This window comes from Pantoea sp. sgz302252 (assembly GCF_047713085.1).
GTDB lineage: Bacteria > Pseudomonadota > Gammaproteobacteria > Enterobacterales > Enterobacteriaceae > Scandinavium.
In genome coordinates, this window is sequence record NZ_JBLFJW010000020.1 from 1 (window position 1) to 19,848 (window position 19,848).

22 protein-coding genes and 2 pseudogenes are annotated in these 19,848 nt (G+C 50.8%); 13 read left to right on the top strand and 11 right to left on the bottom strand.

What is annotated here, in order from left to right; translation table 11 throughout:
* Positions 1-83: 83 nt before the first annotated feature.
* Complete coding sequence (locus ACLW56_RS15490) at positions 84-1,409, top strand: IS4 family transposase (RefSeq protein ID WP_330983077.1); 1,326 nt, start codon at positions 84-86, stop codon at positions 1,407-1,409.
* A gap of 15 nt (positions 1,410-1,424) precedes the next feature.
* A pseudogene (locus tag ACLW56_RS15495) lies at positions 1,425-1,583 on the top strand (MFS transporter); the annotation flags it as partial.
* Positions 1,584-1,594: 11 nt separating this feature from the next.
* On the opposite strand, the gene ACLW56_RS15500 reads toward ACLW56_RS15495, so the two are convergent.
* Positions 1,595-1,885, bottom strand: coding sequence for a YicS family protein (locus tag ACLW56_RS15500; RefSeq protein ID WP_330984645.1), 291 nt, complete (start codon positions 1,883-1,885; stop codon positions 1,595-1,597).
* Between the two features lie 141 nt (positions 1,886-2,026).
* Complete coding sequence (locus ACLW56_RS15505) at positions 2,027-2,929, bottom strand: EamA family transporter (protein WP_330984646.1); 903 nt, start codon at positions 2,927-2,929, stop codon at positions 2,027-2,029.
* A 108-nt stretch (positions 2,930-3,037) separates the two neighbouring features.
* Between ACLW56_RS15505 and ACLW56_RS15510 the strand changes: the two genes are divergently transcribed.
* Positions 3,038-3,454 carry a GNAT family N-acetyltransferase gene (locus ACLW56_RS15510; RefSeq protein ID WP_330984647.1) on the top strand — a complete coding sequence of 139 codons (417 nt, stop codon included), beginning with the start codon at positions 3,038-3,040 and terminating at the stop codon, positions 3,452-3,454.
* Here the strand turns inward: ACLW56_RS15510 and ACLW56_RS15515 are convergent.
* The gene (locus tag ACLW56_RS15515) at positions 3,451-4,107 is read right to left on the bottom strand and encodes a TetR/AcrR family transcriptional regulator (RefSeq protein ID WP_330984648.1); all 657 of its coding nucleotides are present in this window, start codon (positions 4,105-4,107) and stop codon (positions 3,451-3,453) included. The genes ACLW56_RS15510 and ACLW56_RS15515 overlap by 4 nt on opposite strands.
* A gap of 80 nt (positions 4,108-4,187) precedes the next feature.
* On the opposite strand from ACLW56_RS15515, the gene ACLW56_RS15520 reads away from it, so the two are divergent.
* Positions 4,188-5,702 (top strand): MDR family MFS transporter, encoded by a 1,515-nt coding sequence (locus tag ACLW56_RS15520; RefSeq protein WP_330984649.1) that lies wholly within the window; start codon positions 4,188-4,190, stop codon positions 5,700-5,702.
* Between the two features lie 55 nt (positions 5,703-5,757).
* On the opposite strand, the gene ACLW56_RS15525 is transcribed toward ACLW56_RS15520, so the two are convergent.
* Positions 5,758-6,969 carry an anaerobic sulfatase maturase gene (locus ACLW56_RS15525; protein ID WP_415377896.1) on the bottom strand — a complete coding sequence of 404 codons (1,212 nt, stop codon included), beginning with the start codon at positions 6,967-6,969 and terminating at the stop codon, positions 5,758-5,760.
* 43 nt (positions 6,970-7,012) lie between these two features.
* Positions 7,013-8,668 (bottom strand): sulfatase-like hydrolase/transferase, encoded by a 1,656-nt coding sequence (locus ACLW56_RS15530; RefSeq protein ID WP_330984651.1) that lies wholly within the window; start codon positions 8,666-8,668, stop codon positions 7,013-7,015.
* A gap of 444 nt (positions 8,669-9,112) precedes the next feature.
* Here ACLW56_RS15530 and nlpA point away from each other — a divergent pair, with 444 nt between their 5' ends.
* Complete coding sequence (gene nlpA / locus ACLW56_RS15535; protein ID WP_330984652.1) at positions 9,113-9,925, top strand: lipoprotein NlpA; 813 nt, start codon at positions 9,113-9,115, stop codon at positions 9,923-9,925.
* Positions 9,926-10,095: 170 nt separating this feature from the next.
* Here nlpA and ACLW56_RS15540 read toward each other — a convergent pair whose 3' ends face one another.
* From ACLW56_RS15540 to ACLW56_RS15550, 3 genes are all read right to left on the bottom strand, one after another.
* On the bottom strand, positions 10,096-10,560 hold the full coding sequence (locus tag ACLW56_RS15540; protein WP_330984653.1) for a lysozyme inhibitor LprI family protein: 465 nt from the start codon (positions 10,558-10,560) through the stop codon (positions 10,096-10,098).
* Positions 10,557-11,474 carry a peptidoglycan-binding protein gene (locus ACLW56_RS15545; RefSeq protein WP_330984654.1) on the bottom strand — a complete coding sequence of 306 codons (918 nt, stop codon included), beginning with the start codon at positions 11,472-11,474 and terminating at the stop codon, positions 10,557-10,559. Before ACLW56_RS15545 ends, ACLW56_RS15540 begins: the two co-directional genes overlap by 4 nt.
* A gap of 65 nt (positions 11,475-11,539) precedes the next feature.
* A complete protein-coding gene (locus ACLW56_RS15550; protein WP_330984655.1) occupies positions 11,540-11,770 on the bottom strand; it encodes a hypothetical protein in 231 nt (76 codons plus the stop codon).
* Between the two features lie 340 nt (positions 11,771-12,110).
* On the opposite strand from ACLW56_RS15550, the gene ACLW56_RS15555 reads away from it, so the two are divergent.
* The 7 genes and pseudogenes from ACLW56_RS15555 to ACLW56_RS15585 all read left to right on the top strand — a co-directional run bounded on the left by ACLW56_RS15555 (position 12,111) and on the right by ACLW56_RS15585 (position 17,713).
* Positions 12,111-12,857, top strand: a complete 747-nt coding sequence (locus ACLW56_RS15555; protein WP_330984656.1) for a GntR family transcriptional regulator — start codon at positions 12,111-12,113, stop codon at positions 12,855-12,857.
* Between the two features lie 15 nt (positions 12,858-12,872).
* Complete coding sequence (locus tag ACLW56_RS15560) at positions 12,873-13,346, top strand: PTS sugar transporter subunit IIA (RefSeq protein ID WP_330984657.1); 474 nt, start codon at positions 12,873-12,875, stop codon at positions 13,344-13,346.
* Positions 13,343-13,630, top strand: coding sequence for a PTS sugar transporter subunit IIB (locus tag ACLW56_RS15565; protein ID WP_330984658.1), 288 nt, complete (start codon positions 13,343-13,345; stop codon positions 13,628-13,630). Before ACLW56_RS15560 ends, ACLW56_RS15565 begins: the two co-directional genes overlap by 4 nt.
* 76 nt (positions 13,631-13,706) lie before the next feature.
* The gene (locus ACLW56_RS15570) at positions 13,707-15,065 is read left to right on the top strand and encodes a PTS galactitol transporter subunit IIC (protein ID WP_330984659.1); all 1,359 of its coding nucleotides are present in this window, start codon (positions 13,707-13,709) and stop codon (positions 15,063-15,065) included.
* Positions 15,058-16,542 (top strand): FGGY-family carbohydrate kinase, encoded by a 1,485-nt coding sequence (locus tag ACLW56_RS15575; protein ID WP_330984660.1) that lies wholly within the window; start codon positions 15,058-15,060, stop codon positions 16,540-16,542. The genes ACLW56_RS15570 and ACLW56_RS15575 overlap by 8 nt, the downstream gene beginning before the upstream one ends.
* 44 nt (positions 16,543-16,586) lie before the next feature.
* Positions 16,587-17,447 carry a class II aldolase gene (locus tag ACLW56_RS15580; RefSeq protein ID WP_330984661.1) on the top strand — a complete coding sequence of 287 codons (861 nt, stop codon included), beginning with the start codon at positions 16,587-16,589 and terminating at the stop codon, positions 17,445-17,447.
* A gap of 9 nt (positions 17,448-17,456) precedes the next feature.
* Positions 17,457-17,713, top strand: a pseudogene (locus tag ACLW56_RS15585) (HPr family phosphocarrier protein).
* A 51-nt stretch (positions 17,714-17,764) separates the two neighbouring features.
* Here the strand turns inward: ACLW56_RS15585 and ACLW56_RS15590 are convergent.
* Complete coding sequence (locus ACLW56_RS15590) at positions 17,765-18,070, bottom strand: SymE family type I addiction module toxin (protein WP_330984662.1); 306 nt, start codon at positions 18,068-18,070, stop codon at positions 17,765-17,767.
* A gap of 128 nt (positions 18,071-18,198) precedes the next feature.
* Here ACLW56_RS15590 and ACLW56_RS15595 point away from each other — a divergent pair, with 128 nt between their 5' ends.
* The gene (locus tag ACLW56_RS15595) at positions 18,199-18,366 is read left to right on the top strand and encodes a YlcI/YnfO family protein (protein ID WP_330984663.1); all 168 of its coding nucleotides are present in this window, start codon (positions 18,199-18,201) and stop codon (positions 18,364-18,366) included.
* 199 nt (positions 18,367-18,565) lie between these two features.
* Here the strand turns inward: ACLW56_RS15595 and ACLW56_RS15600 are convergent, their stop codons facing one another.
* Positions 18,566-19,054, bottom strand: a complete 489-nt coding sequence (locus ACLW56_RS15600) for an oxidoreductase (protein ID WP_330984664.1) — start codon at positions 19,052-19,054, stop codon at positions 18,566-18,568.
* Positions 19,039-19,740 (bottom strand): DUF3800 domain-containing protein, encoded by a 702-nt coding sequence (locus ACLW56_RS15605; protein WP_330984665.1) that lies wholly within the window; start codon positions 19,738-19,740, stop codon positions 19,039-19,041. Before ACLW56_RS15605 ends, ACLW56_RS15600 begins: the two co-directional genes overlap by 16 nt.
* Positions 19,741-19,848: the final 108 nt, after the last annotated feature.

Consider the following 19,848-nt stretch of genomic DNA (forward strand, 5'->3'; position numbering starts at 1 on the left):
TAATGCCGATCATTTAAGAGTACTTGAACGATCCTGCCAGTGAGAGACAATCCGGGAACAGCCCTCTGCTCCCGGATTTTTTTATGTCTGAACAGGATATGGATTTTGTTGTTGATGCTTTCGCCTCTGAGCTGGATGCTTTTTCTCGCTCCCTTGACCCCCTCTGGATACACCAGGCATTAAGCGCCTGCCAGAAGGCCAGCATTCGCAGGCGTCGCCTCCCTGCTGAGCAGGCTGTCTGGCTTATTCTGATGATGGGGTTGCTGCGTGACTTATCCATTAAAGATGTCTGCCATCATCTCGACATTGTTCTCCAGCCTGAAGACGGTTATCAAAGCCTTGCCCCCAGCGTACTCACTGCCGCACGCCAGCGCCTGGGCGAAGCCCCACTTCGCTACCTTTTTCATGCCTGCAACGAGGCCTGGCAACCTGCGGCACTCGGGCCCGCTACGTTCCATGGCCTCCGGGTTCTGAGCGTTGACGGAACACTTTTTCGCACGCCCGATTCACCTGAGAACGCCGCTGCTTTTGGGTTTATCGAACCGTCCACGGGGACATTCCCGCAGGTACGGATGGTCGGGCTGATGGCAACCCATTCCCATATGTTGCTGGATGCGGCGTTTGGCGGTGTGGCCGAGGGGGAGCTAACGCTGGCGCATCGTCTGATTTCCTCCGCCCCTGACCATACGCTGACCCTGTTCGACCGCTGTTATTTCAGCGCGGCTTTTTTCCTGGAATGGCAGCAGGCCGGAGCCTGCACACACTGGCTCACACCAGTAAAAAGTAAACTCCGCTATGAGGTTATCGAACGATACAGCGATTACGACATGCTGATTGAGATGCCGGTTTCACCTCAGGCTCGCAAGGCTGCGCCTCATCTCCCGGAAGTCTGGCGGGCAAGGATGGTGAGTTATGTCAGCGGTGGCGGTAAAGGGAAAATCACGGGATTTTTAACGTCGCTGACCGATCCGGTCGCCTGGCCAGTCGAAGATTTGCTGCGAATTTACTGGGAACGCTGGGAGATCGAACTAGGCTATGGAGAGCTAAAAAGACGGCAGTTGAAGGGGGAGGTCACACTGCGGAGCCGATTTCCGGAGGGGGTAAAACAGGAGCTGTGGGGGATCCTGGTGTCGTACAACCTGCTGAGAAAGGAAATGGTGGATATTGCAGGAGAGGCCGGCGTTATTCCAACCCGGATAAGTTTCGTGGCGGCATTAAATATTCTGATATCGCAGGTCAGGGTGAGTGGTAAGGGCGCGACGGGGAATATACCTAAGCATCTGAAAGGAATGAGGGAAAATGTAAAAGCCTTTATCCTTCCGGAAAAAAGAAAGCACCGACGATACGAGCGTTCGGTGCTTTATATTCCGCCTAAATATCCGTTCAGCTATAAGTCACGCGAGGCTTAAGTGAACGGCATTAGGTCAATTCAGGTGGCGGTGGTTCAGTTAGCCAATACCTGTGGTGCCGCTGTCGGCGGTATCGCGCTGGACCACTTTGGCTTGCTGTCGCCACTGATGCTTTCCGGCACGCTGATGCTCCTCACCGCGCTGCTGGTGGCGACAAAAGTCCGTATGAAATAACCCCACCCGGATTACATATCCGGGCACTGGATTTGCCCGATGGCATCCCAGTAGTTTTTCTGGTTGTTGCGTTCCAGCGCAATGGTGGCGTCCCGGACGTGCATCTTGTTCTCTTCATTGGCGAGAATTTTGTTGCCGAAATCGGTATCGCTCATGGTCTTGCTGGGTGTGCAGGTTTTTTTCACGTCTTTCATCACCTGCTGTTTCTGTGCTTCAAACTGCAGGCCCTTCATCGGTGTGCTCGCCAATGCGGCCGGAACGGTCATGCAGGCCAGCAGACAAAGCAGGGGAGCTGTTTTCATGGTGATTCTCTTAGGTGGCGACATCATCCATTAACTCTATATGCAGGCCGCCTGATGCGCAAATGCGGCTGAGAGAATTTATTTCTAAATCAGTGCATTAGAAAAATAATCGTGCAAAGGCATGATTGACAGGGTTTGCCATCAACTTAGCCGCGCATGACGGCGCGAGTCGAGCGAAATCAGCACCACTGATGACAGGATCAGCAGCGTGCCTACCCAGTCAGGCAGAGCGAAACTCACGCCCAATAACAGCACCGAAAGCAACGCGCTGCTTAACGGTTCCGCACAACTCAAAATGCTGGCCTTCGGGCCGCCAATCATCTGCGCGCCTTTCAGGTACAGGCTGAAGGTCAGCGACGTGCCGATCACCACCAGATAGAAAAACGCCAGCAGCAGGCTGCCGTTAATCACAAAGCTCATGCCTTCCCCGGCGTAAAACGGCAGCAGACACGCACCGCCGATCAGCATGCTCCAGCCGACAATTGGCAGCGTGCCGTAACGCGCAATCAGTTGTGAAGGATAAGTGGTGTAAAACGCGGCTGCGAAAGCTGAAACAATCCCCCAGAATACCGCGCCTGGTGAAATAGAAAGTGATGTCGGGTTGCCGTGTGTCACCAACAAAAAAGTGCCAAACAGCGAGGTGAAAATCGCGGCGAACACCAGGCCGCCAGGCCGGGATTTTCGAACAATTGCAAACCACGCGACAATGATGGTCGGGGATAAAAACTGCAAAACTGTCGCCGTGGCAGCGTTCGATTTTTCGATGGTCATCAGGAAGGTGAGCTGAACCGTCAGCGCGCCCACCACGGAAAACAGCAGCAGGCTCAGAGCGTCTTTACGGTCTTTCAGAATGCGGAAGATGTTATCGCCATGCACGAAACCGAGCATCAGCAAAATCAGGCCTGCGAAAATCAAACGGACCATCGTCAAAAACTGCGACGACATCTGGCTCTGCTCCATGATGTACTGCGCGCAAACGCCTGAACTCCCCCACAAAACGGCGGCGATCAGTACGTTCAGCATCCCTTTGCGTGTGGCTCCCATCTCATCCTCAACAACCTGATTTATGTGAGAGGGAGAATAACACAGCCGATTGCCGGGCTCTCATTGGCAGTGATATAACCTGTGGCAATATCGACAAGGAGACCGGCGATGAAAATAGAAGTGAAAGAGCAGATTACCCCTGAAGATCAGGAAGAATTACTCCATGGCCTGCGTGCCTTTAATCGCCAGTTTATTGATATCAGCGACTGGCACAGCCTTGGCGTTTACGCACGAGATGAAAACGGCAAAATGCTCGGCGGCCTGATTGGTAAGCGCAAAGGCGACTGGTTGTGCATTGATTTTCTGTGGGTAAGAGAAGAAACGCGCGGCACCGGCCTTGGCAGCGAGCTTATCCGCACTGCCGAAGCGCGAATTCTGGAATGGGGCTGCCGTCATATGCTGGTCGACACCGCCAGTTTCCAGGCGCTGCCGTTCTACCAGAAATGTGGCTTTACGCTGCACAACAGCATTCAGGATTTTCCGTATCAGGGCATGCAGCGCCACTACCTGACCAAATCGCTCTAACCGCCAATCCCCTGGCCCATAATCGCCAGCGCATGGCGCACAATGGTGTCGGGGGAAAGGTTTTTCATTCGTTCATCGGTGCGCAGCCGGGAAAACGGCACCAGCACCAGGCTTATCAGCGTGGTGATCAGCAGCTCGGGCGACAGCTCCGCGTTGAGTTTTCCGCTCTCCTGCCAGTCCTTAATCGTGGTCAGCATTTGGTGATGCTTATCATCGCCGAAGCGGGCGTGCATGTGCTGGAGCAGGATCGGCATCTCACCAATCATCTCCTGCATCCACAGCGGCGCAAACCAGGCGTTCTGTTCCGCTAAATCCGCCAGCACTTTTACCATCAGCGTGAGTGAGGTAATCGGGTCGCCCGGATGCTCGCTAAACACCAGGCTGATGCGGTTGCGCAGCGGCATAAAACGCTCTTCCAGCAGCTGTTCCACAAGCGCTTCACGTGAGGTGAAGTAGTAATGCAGCATTGCGGGCGTCACGCCGGCTTTTTTGGCGATCGCATTCAGCGAAACGCGGGCAATGCCCTGGCGAGCAAACAGCATCAACGCGATGTCCATCAGCTGTTCACGGTTATCGGCCCCGGCTTTCTTACCGCGCGGGCGGCCAGGGCGGCGAGGTTTCTCAGAATGTTCTTTGTCTTTCTGTGCGGGCATCGGATGGCGATCTCTTGACCTGAATGATAAGCTACAAAAATATTAATTGTGTAGTTAATTAATTTCAAGCGAGCCCTGTTATGGAGTCGAAAACAATGACTCAACCCCAGCATGTTCCGGCAACGGGCGTGAAATCTGTTCGTCTGTTGTTCAGTGCCCTGCTGCTGGTGATGCTGCTGTCGGCGTTGGATCAGACGATTGTCTCGACTGCGCTGCCGACTATCGTCGGTGAACTCGGCGGCCTCGATAAGCTGTCGTGGGTGGTTACCGCGTATATTCTGACGTCCACCATCGTGGTGCCGCTGTACGGGAAATTCGGTGATTTGTTTGGTCGTAAGCGCGTGCTGCAAATCGCCATCGTCCTGTTTCTTGTCGGCTCCGCACTGTGCGGCCTGGCGCAGAACATGACGCAGTTGGTCATCATGCGTGCCCTGCAAGGCCTCGGCGGTGGCGGCCTGATGGTTATCAGTATGGCGGCGGTGGCGGATGTTATACCGCCTGCTGACCGTGGGCGTTATCAGGGATTGTTTGGCGGTGTGTTTGGACTGGCAACCGTGATTGGCCCGCTGATCGGCGGGTTTATCGTGCAACACACTTCCTGGCGCTGGATTTTCTACATCAACCTGCCGTTGGGTCTGTTTGCCTTGCTGGTGATTGGCGCGGTGTTCCACAGCTCGAACAAACGCAGCGAGCATCAGATTGACTGGCTGGGTGCGCTGTATCTCAGCATGGCGCTGCTGTGCATTACGCTGTTCACCACCGAAGGCGGCACGGTGCGCGAATGGAGCGACCCTCAGCTGTGGTGCATTCTGGCGTTTGGTCTGGTGGGGATCGCCGGGTTTATCTATGAAGAACGTCTGGCGTTTGAACCGATTATCCCGTTGTCGCTGTTCCGTGACCGTAGCTTCCTGCTGTGTAGCCTGATTGGTTTTATTATCGGGATGTCGTTGTTTGGCTCCGTGACTTTCCTGCCGCTTTATTTGCAGGTGGTGAAAGATGCCACGCCAACTCAGGCCGGTTTGCAGCTGATCCCGCTGATGGGCGGCCTGCTGGTGACGTCGATCATCAGCGGACGCATTATCAGCCGCACCGGCAAATATCGCCTGTTCCCGATCCTCGGCACGCTGCTGGGCTTTTGCGGCATGCTCTTGCTGACGCGTATCACCATTGATTCACCCACCTGGCACCTGTATCTGTTTACCGGTGTGCTGGGCATGGGGCTCGGCCTGGTAATGCAGGTGCTGGTGCTGGCGGTGCAGAACTCCGTCGCGCCGAATCTGTATGGTGTGGCGACGTCGGGCGTCACGTTGTTCCGCTCGATTGGCGGGTCGATTGGTGTGGCATTGTTCGGTGCCGTGTTCACCCACGTGCTGCAAGCGAACCTCACGAAGCTGCTGCCAGAAGGCGCGGAAATGCCACGCGGCATGAACCCGGTGGCGGTGCATCATCTGCCGGACGCGCTGCGTGTGGATTATCTCGATGCCTTCGGGGCCGCCATTCACGCTGCCTTTATGATGGCCGCCTGCATCATGGTGCTGGCGTTTGTCCTGTCGTGGTTCCTGCGGGAATCACCGCTGAAAAAATCACATCACTAACCGCAGACCGGGAAGCACAAACTTCCCGGTTTCGTTTTTATGCAGTTATTTTGGATTAGCCTGTAACCACAGGCGCATCGCCCAACCCGATCTCCGCCAGATAATGGCGCACCAGATCGGCGGGTAATCCCTGGGATTTCAACGTCGCCATAAAATTCATGGCGGGCAACGTGTGTTTAAAAATCAGCTTATACCCCTCGCAAAAATAATTATGCCGCTCCAACTGCGCGTTCAGATTCAACCGGTGTTTAGGGCAACCGCCATGACATAAGGCCAGAAACTCGCACTGCTGACACTGGCTATTCAACTGCTGTTTTCTGGTTGACAACGATTGGCTGTTTGCGGCGATCTCATCAAGCTGCTGGGTGAGGATATTGCCGATTTTCATCTCGGGATAGACCAAATGATCGCATTGATAAATATCACCGTTCGCCTCCAGCGCCAGGTTTTCCCCGCCGCACTCTGGCTGGTAGATGCACATACTGGCCTCAAAACCACAGTAGCGGCCAAGCAGTGATTCAAACAGTTGCACCGCGACGGTGCCGATATCCTGTTTAATCCAGCAATCAAAAATGCGATTCATAAACTCTCCATAGGCCCGGCTGGGTACGGAAAATGCCTGAATAGGGGGGACGATCAGTCCATTGTTCATCCAGGCGGGCAGGTTGGGGTGAGGGGCGTGTGCTTCCAGCAGGGGGAGGAATTGCATATGGCGGCTGCCGATTTGTTTCAGGAACTGATACACCCGCAATGGATGTTGCACATTAAGGTTATTGACCACCGTCAGGGTGTTGAACGGGATCTGATGCTTTTTCAGGATGGCGATCCCTTGTATGACCTTGTGCCAGGTGCCGCGATTCACATTGCTTAAGCGATAGGCGTTATGCAATTCTTCATCGCCATCAATGGAAATACCGACCAGAAAATTGTGCTGTTTTAAAAATTTCCCCCATTGATCGTTGAGCAGGATCCCATTGGTTTGTATTGCGTTATGGACCGTTTTACCCTGTTTTTGCGCCCAATATTGCTGTAACGCTACGGCCTGCCGGTAAAATGCCAAACCAGCCAGGGTAGGTTCCCCACCTTGCCAGGTGAAATAAACCTCTGGTTCTTGAGTGCCGGTGATTTTTTTCTCAATAAACGCTTCCAGCACCGCCTGTGACATTTTGCCTGGCGCACTGGCGGCCCCACTAACCACATCCTTTTTCTCCAGGTAAAAACAGTATTTACAGCGTATGTTGCACTGAAAACTGGTCGGTTTAGCCATAAAGCTGAGCATAAGTATTCCTGAAGTAGGGGCCGCGAGTGATTTATTGCATACCAGAAATCATTCGATCAAATTTCTTCTGGTTATTCTCGGTCACCGGCCGGGCGGATTTTTTTATCCAGCCCAACATGTCTTGTTTCATACTGGCGACGACATCGGGGTGCTGTACGGCGAGGTTGGTTTCTTCCGAGATATCACTGGCGCGGTATAATTCATAGGACTGATCGCCGGTATAATAATGCAGCGTCCACTGGCTGTTACGCACACTCCAACTGAAATCCGAAGAGCTTTCCCGGTAGGGGTTTTCAGGATAATGATCGGATTTTCCGCTGACATAACTGTCGTAATCACGCCAGAACGGAATATTCTTCACGTCAAAATGGAAGGCGCGCGGGGATGCCCAGAACAACGCCTCATGCGGGGAATTTTGCTTTTCGCCTTTCAGGTAGGGTAGCAGGTTGACGCCATCGAGTTTATTTTCCAGTTTCAGTGGTAATGGGATATCGGCAGCGGCCAGAGCGGTCGGCATAATATCCATGGACGAAACTATCTGGTTATAAACCCCGCCCGGTTGTAAATGCCCCTTCCAGTAAACAAACATTGGCACATGCACTCCACCCGAATAGGTCTGGCCTTTATTGGCTTTGAATTGACCATTCATCGGCAACGGCGAATCAATAACGCCGCCATTATCCGACAGGAAGAAAATCAGCGTATTTTCATCCTGTCCGGTTTGTTTTAGCGTGTTGATAATGCGCCCGACATTTTGGTCGACTGCATTTAGCGTCGCGTAATAGTTATCCACCTCTTTATTGCCGGTATTAAAGATTTGATATTGTTTGGGTGCCATTTTCTCTAACGGAATATGTACCGCGCTGTAGGCCAGATAGAGAAAGAAAGGTTTATCACGATCATGCCTGATAACCTTGATGGCTTCATCGGTCAGTTGATCGGTTAAATAGCCTTTGGCGGGGGTGGGGTGGCGATCGCGAAATAGCGATGGGGAATTATAATAGGCCGCGCCAGAATTATGATAGCCAAAGAAAGAATCGAATCCCCGGTTTTGTGGCTGGAAGGGTTCGGCGCTGTAAGTGATGAAATTATCGTGATAATCGCGGGTACGCTGCTTTTCATCGACCGGTACATTGGTGATTTCCGACATATGCCATTTGCCGATAGCCGCCGTTGCGTAACCGTAATTACGGAATATCTCGGGCATAAAGGTTTCGCTTACCGCCACCCCTTTTTCTGCGTCATCGTTACTGTATATACCGTAACGGGAAGGGGCACGCGATGTCATGATCGCCGCCCGCGACGGGCCGCTCATCCCGTGCGCGACAAATCCCTGTTTCATCTGAATGCCTTGTTGCTGCAAATTATGCAGCACGGGAGTGGATTGCCTGGCGGCGGCTATCGCTTTATCAATATCCGCCTGATAACGTTCCGGGATGGTCAGTTTGGCTAAATGCGCTTTGTTATATGCTGATTCATCATAGTTGAGTTGCCCGTAGCCCAAATCATCCACGACTACGATCAGAATATTAGGCTTTTGTTCAATACGATATTCGGTGGGTTTGAACGAGCCGAAAGTTACATTTAACGCTGTACCTTTATCTTTAACACCTGCGGCCATAGCACTGGTTATACTGGCTGATAACAGGGTAAGCGCAACCGTCAGCTTTAACGTCGTTTTGTTCATGCCTAACACTCCTTATACCCGGCATTTTGAGATGCGATAGGTATATAAAATATTATGGTTAATGATGTTACGGTTAAGATAACGATTACAACAAATATGGCTGGGCAGGAATGAGATCGCGCTCACGCTGCACCTTATGGCGGTGGGATGGGTAACCTTATAATATAGAATAAAAGCGAACAGGCCTTTCGCCGGTGAACGGTATGAGAACGGCCTGGGGCGTTGGGTATTTTCGGCCAGATGATTGGGGGGATTGTGCGCTGGTCGACGTGGCCGAAAGCGGAGTCGTCATTCAACGCAGCACCACCGGGCATTATTTCCGCGTTATCATTTTTTCTTCTTATCCATTCCTTTTTGTTTTTATCCACGTTCGCGCAAAGCCGTTATAGTCATTTTTCATCAGGAACACCTTGTTTAACGGAATGTTTTAAAAGGAACGCCAGCGTGAAATTATCTTTTTCTTCACTGAGTGCAATCGTCCTGGCAGGCTTGCTGCTGGCCGGTTGTGACCAGAAAAGCGACAGCACGAAACACATTAAAGTGGGCGTCATTAATGGCGCGGAACAGGACGTTGCCGAAATCGCCAAAAAGGTGGCAAAAGAGAAATTCGGCCTGGACGTAGAACTGGTGGGCTTTAGCGGCTCGTTGCTGCCAAACGATGCAACGAACGCCGGAGAACTGGACGCGAACGTCTTCCAGCATCGCCCGTTCCTGGAACAAGACAACAAAGCGCACAACTACCATCTGGTAGCGGTCGGCAACACGTTTGTTTTCCCAATGGCGGGGTATTCCCGCAAGATTAAATCTGTCTCGGAACTGAAAGACGGTGCCACCGTCGCCATTCCTAACGACCCGACTAATCTTGGCCGTGCGCTGTTGCTGCTGCAAAAAGAGAAGCTGATTACCCTCAAACCGGGGAAAGGCCTGCTGCCAACATCGCTTGATATTAGCGACAACCCGCATAAACTGAATATTATGGAGATGGAAGGCGCGCAGCTGCCGCGCGTGCTGGATGATCCGAAAGTTGATGTCGCTATCATCAGCACCACCTATATTCAACAGATGGGCTTGTCGCCAGTGCATGACAGCGTGTTTATCGAAGACAAAAACTCGCCTTACGTGAACATTATCGTGACCCGCGAAGACAACAAAGACGCGGAGAACGTGAAGGAATTTATTCAGTCGTATCAATCACCGGAAGTGGCGAAAGCAGCAGAAAAAATCTTTAACGGCGGGGCCGTGCCCGGCTGGGAATGAGTGAGTCACCTGTAGCGAAAGGGGCCAGCGGGATGCTGGCCCGATTTTTTTGGGTGCTTACCAATCCTGGTTTTTCTTTGCACATTCTTCTATGAGTGTACTGGAAGCAATTTGTTCTGCCTTAATCTGAACACCGCTGAAAAATAGAAAAGCAGTGACCAATAAGGGGCTCATTTTTGACTTTCGCTTTTTTCAGAAAAAGACAAGTTCATTTCCGCAATCTCTTTGGTATGGCTACGATTAAGATTGATGACACATTGATCTTTAAATATCGGGTAATCATATGCATCCTCATTAACTTCAGACGCCACGCCAAGGCAAAGCGTTTCTCTATATTGTATCCAGTGCTTTTGTGCATCAATAAAATGCTGACTATAGACATCGCCATAGGTTTTGGTTGAACTAACATCATCATTAAAAGGGCCGTCATTGTGATCTTTAATTTCCCTTACGGATTTTTCAATTAAGCGTTGCAGTGCTGTATTGCTTTTCTCTTTTTCACCGGCAACGCAGGCCTGAGCAACCCAGTGATTATCAGATTTTTTAAAGCAGGTGTCTGTTTCCTGTCCATTGAAAATTTCTGCCTGTACAGAATTTGTTAAAAACAATAAACATGCTAAGATAATAATTCTCATCCTAAGTAGCCTATTCTGTTTCGCTCAGACTCATAGATCATGTAGCCATGGTCTTTTAAAATAAAATCTTTCAGTTTTTCCCTTCCGCCTGCAGCTGCTTTGATAACACCCTCTGCGTTATGAACGCCCTGAAAGAAAATATCAGCCACAACATCTTTTATTCTCGGATCCAAAGCATGCCAGGAAGGTGCGCCGTCGATCTTTATCGAATGACGGTTATAGTAGCTTTCGGCAGCTTTACGTTTTACCGCATAAATAATTTCAAAAAGATTTATTTGTTGCTGGTGCGTGATTTCCCCAACCAACAGGCGATACACATTGACAAATTCATGAGCAAAATGCCCCGTCAGTCCCGCAGCTCTGCTACACAAGCTTGCCTTAAAGTCTTCAATGCCCGCCTGACACAATGTCGCGTGGATCTCGCCACGAGAGCGCTGACCCATATCATAACCGCGACCCAAAGTGACCCCGGAAACACCACCAGGCCAATGCAACACACGTGAAAAATAGCGGGTATCATGCTGCCTGAAAGGCTCAACGGCGGTTATGTAATCAACACCTTCCGTATCAAAGGTTAATTGTCCTTCTCTTACTTTCAAAGGGCCCTGAGTATGTCGCGGTCGCCAGTGTGGTCCGGAATCCATTTGGGCTGTCATAAAGGATGAATCAAGGGGATGTACCAGCCCGGTCGGAAACATATTAAGGAGTTGCTGATACCATTTAATCGCCTCAATAGTGGCTTGCCCACACTGGCCATCAACGCCAATATATCGACCTGTAGCCAGCTGATAACCCGAATCACGGATCAATTGTTGGAGCTGTTTTACATCCCCTGGATTATTGGTTCCACATGTCCCTACGCTAGAAAATAAGCGTAAGGGCATTAACTGCATAGGTGTATGATAAGTTGACATATTATTCACCTTGAGAGATTTAAATAAGTCTTCATGAATAATATACCCTGACTTTATCACTGTCGCTAAGTCAGAAAATATTTAGGATTTCTGCCCAAATGGCGCATGTTGAGAGGAATTATCGACAAGTTATAACCTTCGTGCGCCAGCGTCAGCGTGTAATTGATTTTGCCGAAATAGCTGCCGTCCGCTTTCTTCAGCGTGACATATTGCGGCGTAGTGCCTGTCGCCTTGATTTGCCCGCTGCTGTTGGCAATCACTAAAGTGGCGTGCTCCGGCACGCTGTTGATGAACACCCGCTATTCATTATTGCCCACAATAGTGGCGCAGCCTGCCAGCAGCAGGGGGAACAGTAATACGAGTAATTTTTTCATGCGGCGCTCCATCAGTTAATCCATTCAAGAGCGACACAAGGTGCGAGGAACTTAAATGCGCTGCGGGTTATGCTTTAGCTTTACTATTCCAGAATCAGCCTCGAAAAACACGTAAGTGTGACAAAAATCACACAAATCTGATCCGATTTTGGTCCCTCAAACTGTGATTCCCCTCGATCCCCTCCGCAATGTAATTGCTTAAGATAAGCTCAAGGTTGTACATGATTGTCTATAGACAACTCTGAATGTTCAGGTGCGCGCCATGAAAACGTTGAGTAAGAGTTCGCAGATCCCGCTTTATCAGCAAGTTGTAGAGTGGATCAGGGAAAGCATTTATAGCGGTGAGTTGGTGGAGGACGACCGCATCCCCTCCGAGTTCCAGATTATGGATATGCTGGAAGTCAGCCGGGGGACGGTAAAAAAGGCCGTTAATCAGCTGGTTAGGGAAGGGGTGCTGGTTCAGGTGCAGGGGAAAGGCACGTTCGTCAAGAAAGAGAACATTGCCTACCCGCTCGGCGAAGGGTTGCTGTCCTTTGCCGAAGCGCTGGAAAGCCAGAAAATCCATTTTACCACCAGTGTCATCAGCTCAAGGATTGAACCCGCCAATCGCTATGTGGCGGAAAAGCTTAGTATCAAACCGGGTCAGGATATTTTATTTCTCGAGCGTTTACGTTGTATTGGTGAAGAGAAAGTGATGCTGATTGAGAACCGAATTAACATCGAACTTTGCCCGGGAATTACCGATGTTGATTTTACCCAACAGAATCTTTTCCCGACGATTGAACGGTTGTCAGGAAATAAAATTCGTTATTCCGAAAGCCGCTATGCCGCGCGCTTAATCGGCAATGACCGCGGTCATTATCTTGATATCAGCGAGGATGCGCCGGTACTGCATCTGGAGCAGCTGGTTTTCTTCAGCCGAGGTTTTCCGGTGGAATTTGGTAACGTCTGGCTGAAAGGAAATAAATATTATCTCGGCACTATATTACAGCGTCGGGATGCCAATTAATATAACGGGGACATTATGCAGGATATTTATTTTCGTCAACATTTTGTTCAGCATTTACCAAAAGGATTGACGCCAGAAAGGTTGATCCCGCTGCTGGCGGCACCTCTCATTGCTGATGGAATGGTGGTTGAGGATTTCGCCCGCTACGTCATTGCCCGTGAAGCCACCTTTCCAACGGGGCTGGCGGTGGAGCCGGTTGGCGTGGCTATCCCACATACCGACCACAAACACGTTCATCGCAACGCGATTAGCGTGGGGATCTTATCCGAGCCGGTGATGTTTGAAGACATGGGCGGCGAACCAGAACCCGTGCCGGTCAGGGTGATTTTCATGCTGGCGCTCGGGGAGAGTAATAAACAGCTCAACGTGCTGGGATGGATAATGGAGCTCATCCAGGACGCGGACTTCATGCAACAGCTTCTTATTATGGAAGATGAGGAGATATATCAATCGATTCTGGCCAGAATGGCTGAAAGGAGTGAGTTATGAGTCAAACTATCTTATTTGTCTGCGCCACCGGGATTGCGACCTCGACGGCGGTAACAGAAAAAGTCATGGAATATTGTAAAGAGCAGGGTTTGCAGGTGAATTATTCACAAACTAACGTAGCTTCTTTGCCCAATAATACCGATGGTGCAACACTGGTTGTTTCTACTACGAAAGTGCCTTATGAACTTGATATTCCGGTGGTCAACGGTCTGCCGATAATAACCGGCATTGGCGAAGATAAGGTCCTTGAGAAAATAGTCGCGATCCTCAAAGGCCAGCAATAAAATCTAAATAAACCTTTCAGCTAAGATATCCAGGCGCTCACGCGAGGTCTGGTTATGCCTGAAAACGAGGTCTGATATGAACGATTTAGCCCATACTCTGTATACCGTGGTGCAATATATTCTGGGCTTTGGTCCCACAGTATTATTGCCGCTGGTGTTGTTTATCCTCGCCCTGTTTTTCAAGGTGAAACCTGCCAAAGCGCTGCGTTCGTCCCTGACCGTAGGCATTGGTTTTGTTGGCATCTATGCCATCTTCGACATTCTGACCAGCAACGTCGGTCCGGCGGCGCAGGCAATGGTCGAGCGCACAGGCATCAACCTGCCGGTGGTGGATCTCGGCTGGCCGCCGCTGTCGGCCATCACCTGGGGCTCACCGATTGCGCCCTTCGTCATTCCGCTGACCATTCTGATCAACGTGGCGATGCTGGCACTGAATAAAACCCGCACCGTCGACGTCGATATGTGGAACTACTGGCACTTTGCGCTGGCCGGTACTCTGGTTTACTACAGTACTGGCAGCTTCGTGCTGGGCCTGCTCGCTGCTGCTGTGGCCGCTATCGTGGTGCTGAAACTGGCGGACTGGTCCGCGCCGCTGGTCAGTAAATACTTTGGCCTGGAAGGTATTTCATTGCCGACGCTCTCCTCGGTGGTGTTCTTCCCGATAGGCCTGCTGTTCGACAAAATCATCGATAAAATCCCAGGTCTCAACCGCATTCATATCGACCCGGAAAACGTGCAGAAAAAGCTCGGCATTTGCGGCGAGCCCATGATGGTCGGCACCATTCTCGGCGTATTGCTGGGCGTGATAGCGGGCTACGATTTCAAACACATTCTGCTGCTGGGCATCAGTATTGGCGGCGTGATGTTTATCCTGCCGCGCATGGTGCGCATTCTGATGGAAGGTCTGCTGCCGCTGTCTGAAGCCATCAAAAAATACCTGAATGCCAAATACCCTGGCCGGGACGATCTCTACATTGGGCTGGATATCGCCGTCGCGGTCGGCAACCCGGCGATTATCTCTACGGCGCTGCTGCTGACGCCTGTCTCGGTGTTCATCGCCTTCATGCTGCCGGGTAACAAAGTGCTGCCGCTGGGCGACCTGACCAACCTGGCTGTGATGGCCTCAATGATTGTCCTCGCCTGTCGCGGCAATATCTTCCGCTCGGTGATCACCGCCATTCCGGTGATTATCGCCGACCTGTGGATTGCCACCAAAATCGCCCCATTCATCACCGGCATGGCGAAAGACGTGAACTTCAAGTTCGCCGAAGGCTCCAGCGGCCAGGTCTCCAGCTTCCTCGACGGCGGCAACCCGTTCCGCTTCTGGCTGCTGGAAATCTTTAACGGCAACGTGATTGCCATTGGCCTGATCCCGCTGGTGGCGCTGGTGCTGTACGGCGTGTTCAGACTGACAAAAGGAACGGTGTATGCCTGAGAGCAGCGCGGCGATCGTCCTCGATATGGGCACCACCAACTGCAAAGTAAGCTGTTATGCCTGCCACGACGCGTCACTTCTGGCCGTGAGCAAATTTGCGACGCCGAAGCAGGTTTCTGCGCAAGGGGATGTTGATTTCGATATCGAAGCACTGTGGCAGACGTTGCGTCGCGTCATGGCTGAGCTGGCGGCGGCCTCCCCGTTGCCGGTGAGCCGGGTCAGTATCGCCAGCTTCGGGGAATCAGGTGTGTTTGTCGATGAGTCAGGCACGATTTTGACGCCGATGCTGGCCTGGTACGATCGCCGGGGCGAAGCGTATCTCAGCGAGCTTTCTGAAGAGGATAAGCGTGAGCTGTACGCCATCACCGGTCTGCCGTCGCACAGCAACTACTCGGCGTTCAAAATGCGCTGGCTGCTGGACAACTACGGCCTGAGGGAAAGAAAGGACATCTGCTGGCTGCATGCGCCTGAAGTACTGGCCTGGCGCATGACAGGGTTGAAACGCACAGAGATTTCTCTTGCCAGCCGCACGCAGTGTCTGGATGTTGGCCGCCGCCAGTGGTCGCGCCGGGCTGCGGAGCTCCTCGGTATTCCGTTTACTGCTCTCGCGCCATTGCTGCCGCCGGGCAATCTGGTTGGCGTTGTGTCGGATGAGATGTGCGCCGAACTGGGGCTGAGCGGAAACGTCAGCGTCACGCTGGCAGGGCATGACCATATGGTTGGTGCAAGGGCCTTACAGATGCAGCCGGGGGAAGTGCTCAACTCGACGGGAACCACCGAAGGGATTTTGCTGCTGAACCGCACGCCGACACTGAGCGAGCAGGCGCAGAGCGACAAGCTGGCGAACGGTTGCTATTCCGACGGCGAGCTATACACGCTGTTTGCCTCGCTGCCCATTGGTGGCTATGCGCTGGAGTGGCTGCAAAAAACGTTTCGCCTCACCAGGGAAGAGACGGACGCCGCGCTGGAGAATATCTGGCAACGCTACCAGCGGGCGAACTGGTCTCCGGACGCAGTGCCGGTGTTTATCCCGCATTTGCGCGGCTCGGGCTCGCCGAATAAAAACCGCAGCACGCGCGGGCTGCTGTACGGACTTGGCGACGAGCTGAGTACCGAAACGCTGCTCGAAAGCGTGTTTCTGGGGCTGGCGATGGAGTACGCCAACTGCTCGGCCTGCTTCAGCCTGCCTGCGGAGCAGACGCTGAAGGTGATTGGCCCGGCGGCGAATAACCCGTTCTGGCTGCAGCTAAAAGCCGACACCCTGCAATGCCCGGTAGAGGCGGCCGCGTTTGATGAAGCGGTTTCCGTGGGGGCGTTAATGATGGCCTGCCCGGAATTAACACCGCCGAAAATAGACATCGCCGGGCGTTATTTGCCGAACCCGAACCGGGCGTGGCAATTAAAGGAATATCAAACACAGTGGCAGGCGTTCTACCACTTTAAATTGCAGCAGGAAGGTATTACGACCTGCGAATAATCGCCAACACATAATCGTTTTAAAAGAAGAGATGAGGAGTTCACATGCCATTAGTCAACGGTAGGATCCTGCTCGACCGGATCCGGGAAAAACGCGTTCTTGCGGGGGCGTTTAATACCACCAATCTGGAAACAACAATCTCGATTCTGAATGCTATTGAACGCTCAGGATTACCGAATTTCATTCAGATAGCGCCGACCAACGCACAGCTTTCGGGCTACGACTACATCTATGAAATCGTGAAGCGACACGCCGACAAAATGGACGTGCCAGTGAGCCTGCATCTCGACCACGGCAAAACGCTGGACGACGTGAAACAGGCGGTACGCGCCGGGTTTACCTCAGTAATGATCGACGGCGCAGAGTTACCCTTCGAAGAGAATATCGCCTTCACTCGCGAAGCGGTGGATTTCTGTAAATCCTTCGGCGTGCCGGTGGAAGCCGAGCTGGGGGCGATTCTGGGCAAAGAAGACGATCACGTCAGCGAAGCTGACTGTAAAACCGAGCCGGAGAAAGTACGGCGCTTCGTGGAAGAAACGGGCTGCGATATTCTCGCCGTTTCCGTCGGTAACGTACACGGCCTGGAAGACATCCCACGTATCGACATCCCACTGCTCAAGCGCATCGCCGAACTTTCCCCGGTGCCGCTGGTTATCCACGGCGGCTCCGGCATCGACGCAGACATTCTGCGTAGCTTCGTCAATTACAACGTGGTGAAGGTGAACATCGCCAGCGACCTGCGCAAAGCGTTTATCACCGCCGTCGGCCAGGCGTGGATGCGTAACAACAATGAAGCGAACCTCGCGCGGGTAATGGCGAGCGCCAAACACGCGGTGGAAGAGGATGTTTATGCCAAAATTCTGATGATGAACAAAGCCCATCCGGCGTTTCGCCAGGCGTCTTAAGGAGGAGCCATGATCAAACAATCCGTTAAGGTGGTGAACAGCACCGGCCTGCAGCGACGCTGGCGAAAATCGTTAAAAAATACGACGCCACTCTGACACTGGTAAACAACGGCAAAGAAGTCCCGATCAAAGGAATGATGAGCATTTTAGGTACGGGGGTGAAGGGCAATTCGATGATCGATCTGATCTGCGACGGCCAGGACGAACTGGCATTTATGACGGAGCTAAAGTCGGCATTTGCTGAGGGGTTTGGCGAGGCCAGCTAGGCGGGATGTGCCTCATCGGAAGCCGGACTTTCGGTGAGGCCTATCTGATAATTACAGTAACGGCAATTTCTGAAGCGCAGTCAGCGACTCCTGGATTTCCGCCAGAGCCTTTTTCGCCTCGCGCAGTTCCTCAATCAGCCCTTTCTCTTTCGGGCTATCCGCCACCAGAACGATGCATCCGTCCATCACTTTGGCCGCAATATGATGCCCGATAGTAAACCCGGCCTCGTTCATCCACTTGCCACAAATCACCAGATTCGGGGTAGTACGATCTTTACTTCGTGGACGATATCCCACAATGAACCGACGCGAGGTTCCGATTACAGAACGGTCTGAGGTAGAATGTTTTCCAGCCATAATCAACTCCTTGATAGTTGGTGCGGTTAGATGCCTGAGAGTGTTCGCGCACTGCCAGGCATCGACAATAAAAAGATTTCGTGTGGTAGGTACCACATGAACATAACCTAGCCTAAGTGGTACCTACCATGCAAGAAAAAAAGAAAGCCGAATTCGACCGAAAAAAGAGCACCATGAAGAACATCCGCTTCGAAGATGAGCTTTTAGAACAGATTGAGAAAGCCGCTGGAAAGGGGAATTTCAGTAAGTGGGTGAAAGAGGCTTGTCAGTTGAGGTTGGACTCAAGAAGTCATTGATAGGTATTAGCTATTGATTATAATTTTGTTTTTAATGTGCTATTTATCAATAAATTAACTTTTTATTCTCACACGCTTCGTAACTTGACATTTCAAATGTAGGTTGACTAAGTAAACTTAGTTGCATAGAGTAGTGGTGTCTCATCTACCACGTGTAGAAAGAGCGTACGAACCCGGTGTATAGAAATGTACATCGGGTTCAGCTTTTTTTGGCTGCTTGTGACCTGCATCGGCTGTTGATTAACTGACGTCGCTTACCGCTGCGATTTACAACATAAGCAGTTTTCAATAACCAGTAATCCCTGCGGGCTGCCAACACGACCACGTAGTTTTCAGCTTCATGCCAGATTACTATTTCACTATTACTGCCTTTTCTCTCTTCCCAGCACGATAAGTGTTCACTTTCGTGATGCTGAATCATGAAGGATATCCATCTAATTCTTGCACAACGTTCGAGATCAGGAGTCCTTTCTTCTTCTTTCTCACCTTCTGACGTTAAATGCCAAAAACCAAACTCTTTACCATCATATTCAGGTGTATAACGCGGCTGAACTGGGAGGCCTCGGAAACGAATGCCAGCGTTAAGAAAAGACATTTGGAATTCATGATAAACTTTATTTATATATGAATTCCAAACCCCATTAAATTCCAGTAACTCAGGCATTTCAAGCATCAGCGTGACTCCCACACGAATACATTGAACTTTCTTTCAGTAGGAAGTGTGCTTCTTAGTAAATCTCTATTTGTGTAGAATCGTATCCTTTCAATTAACTTTATCTTTCCTTCATTAGAGTTTAAATCTCGATGAAGATATCCTAATGCACCAATAAACAGGTCAGCTAATTGTAACTGCTGCACCTCATGAGATCTGATATGTTGGATTCTTTCTATAGATTCGCGATTGAAATCATATCCCGCATTATGTAATACTTCTCGTAATTTTTCGATCTTTTCGATACCAAGAGTATCTTTTATATCGAAGTAAATGCGATATAAGCTCTGGTTCTCAATGATATTTTTTAATACATAAAAACATATTTTATAATAAAATGTATTATGATCTTGGTGGAATCTGTCATGATCTAGTTTACTTTTATTTGGGACAACAACGGCTCTAAAGCGTAATGCTTGGTTTGCAAAAAAGTAATCTATTATTTCTAAATAGAAATCTATTTTTGATTTGGATACTTTAGTCCACTTAATTTCAAAGTTTTCATTTAAGCTATGTTTTACTTTGATGGCCCTAATATCTCTTGCGATTTTTTTAGTAATTGAGTCAGGACACCATACTGCTCCGATTACCATAACTTCATGATGATCATTTAACAGGTGGCACGATTCATCACAAAAAACATTAAATATTTTAGTATTCAAGGCTACATTCTCCTATCTAAACTTAGATAAGTTTCCTCGAATTTCCAGAGAAGTGCAACGATTCGGTGAGTTCAAATTTGAAGCTTCCCGGTTATGATAAGGTTGTTA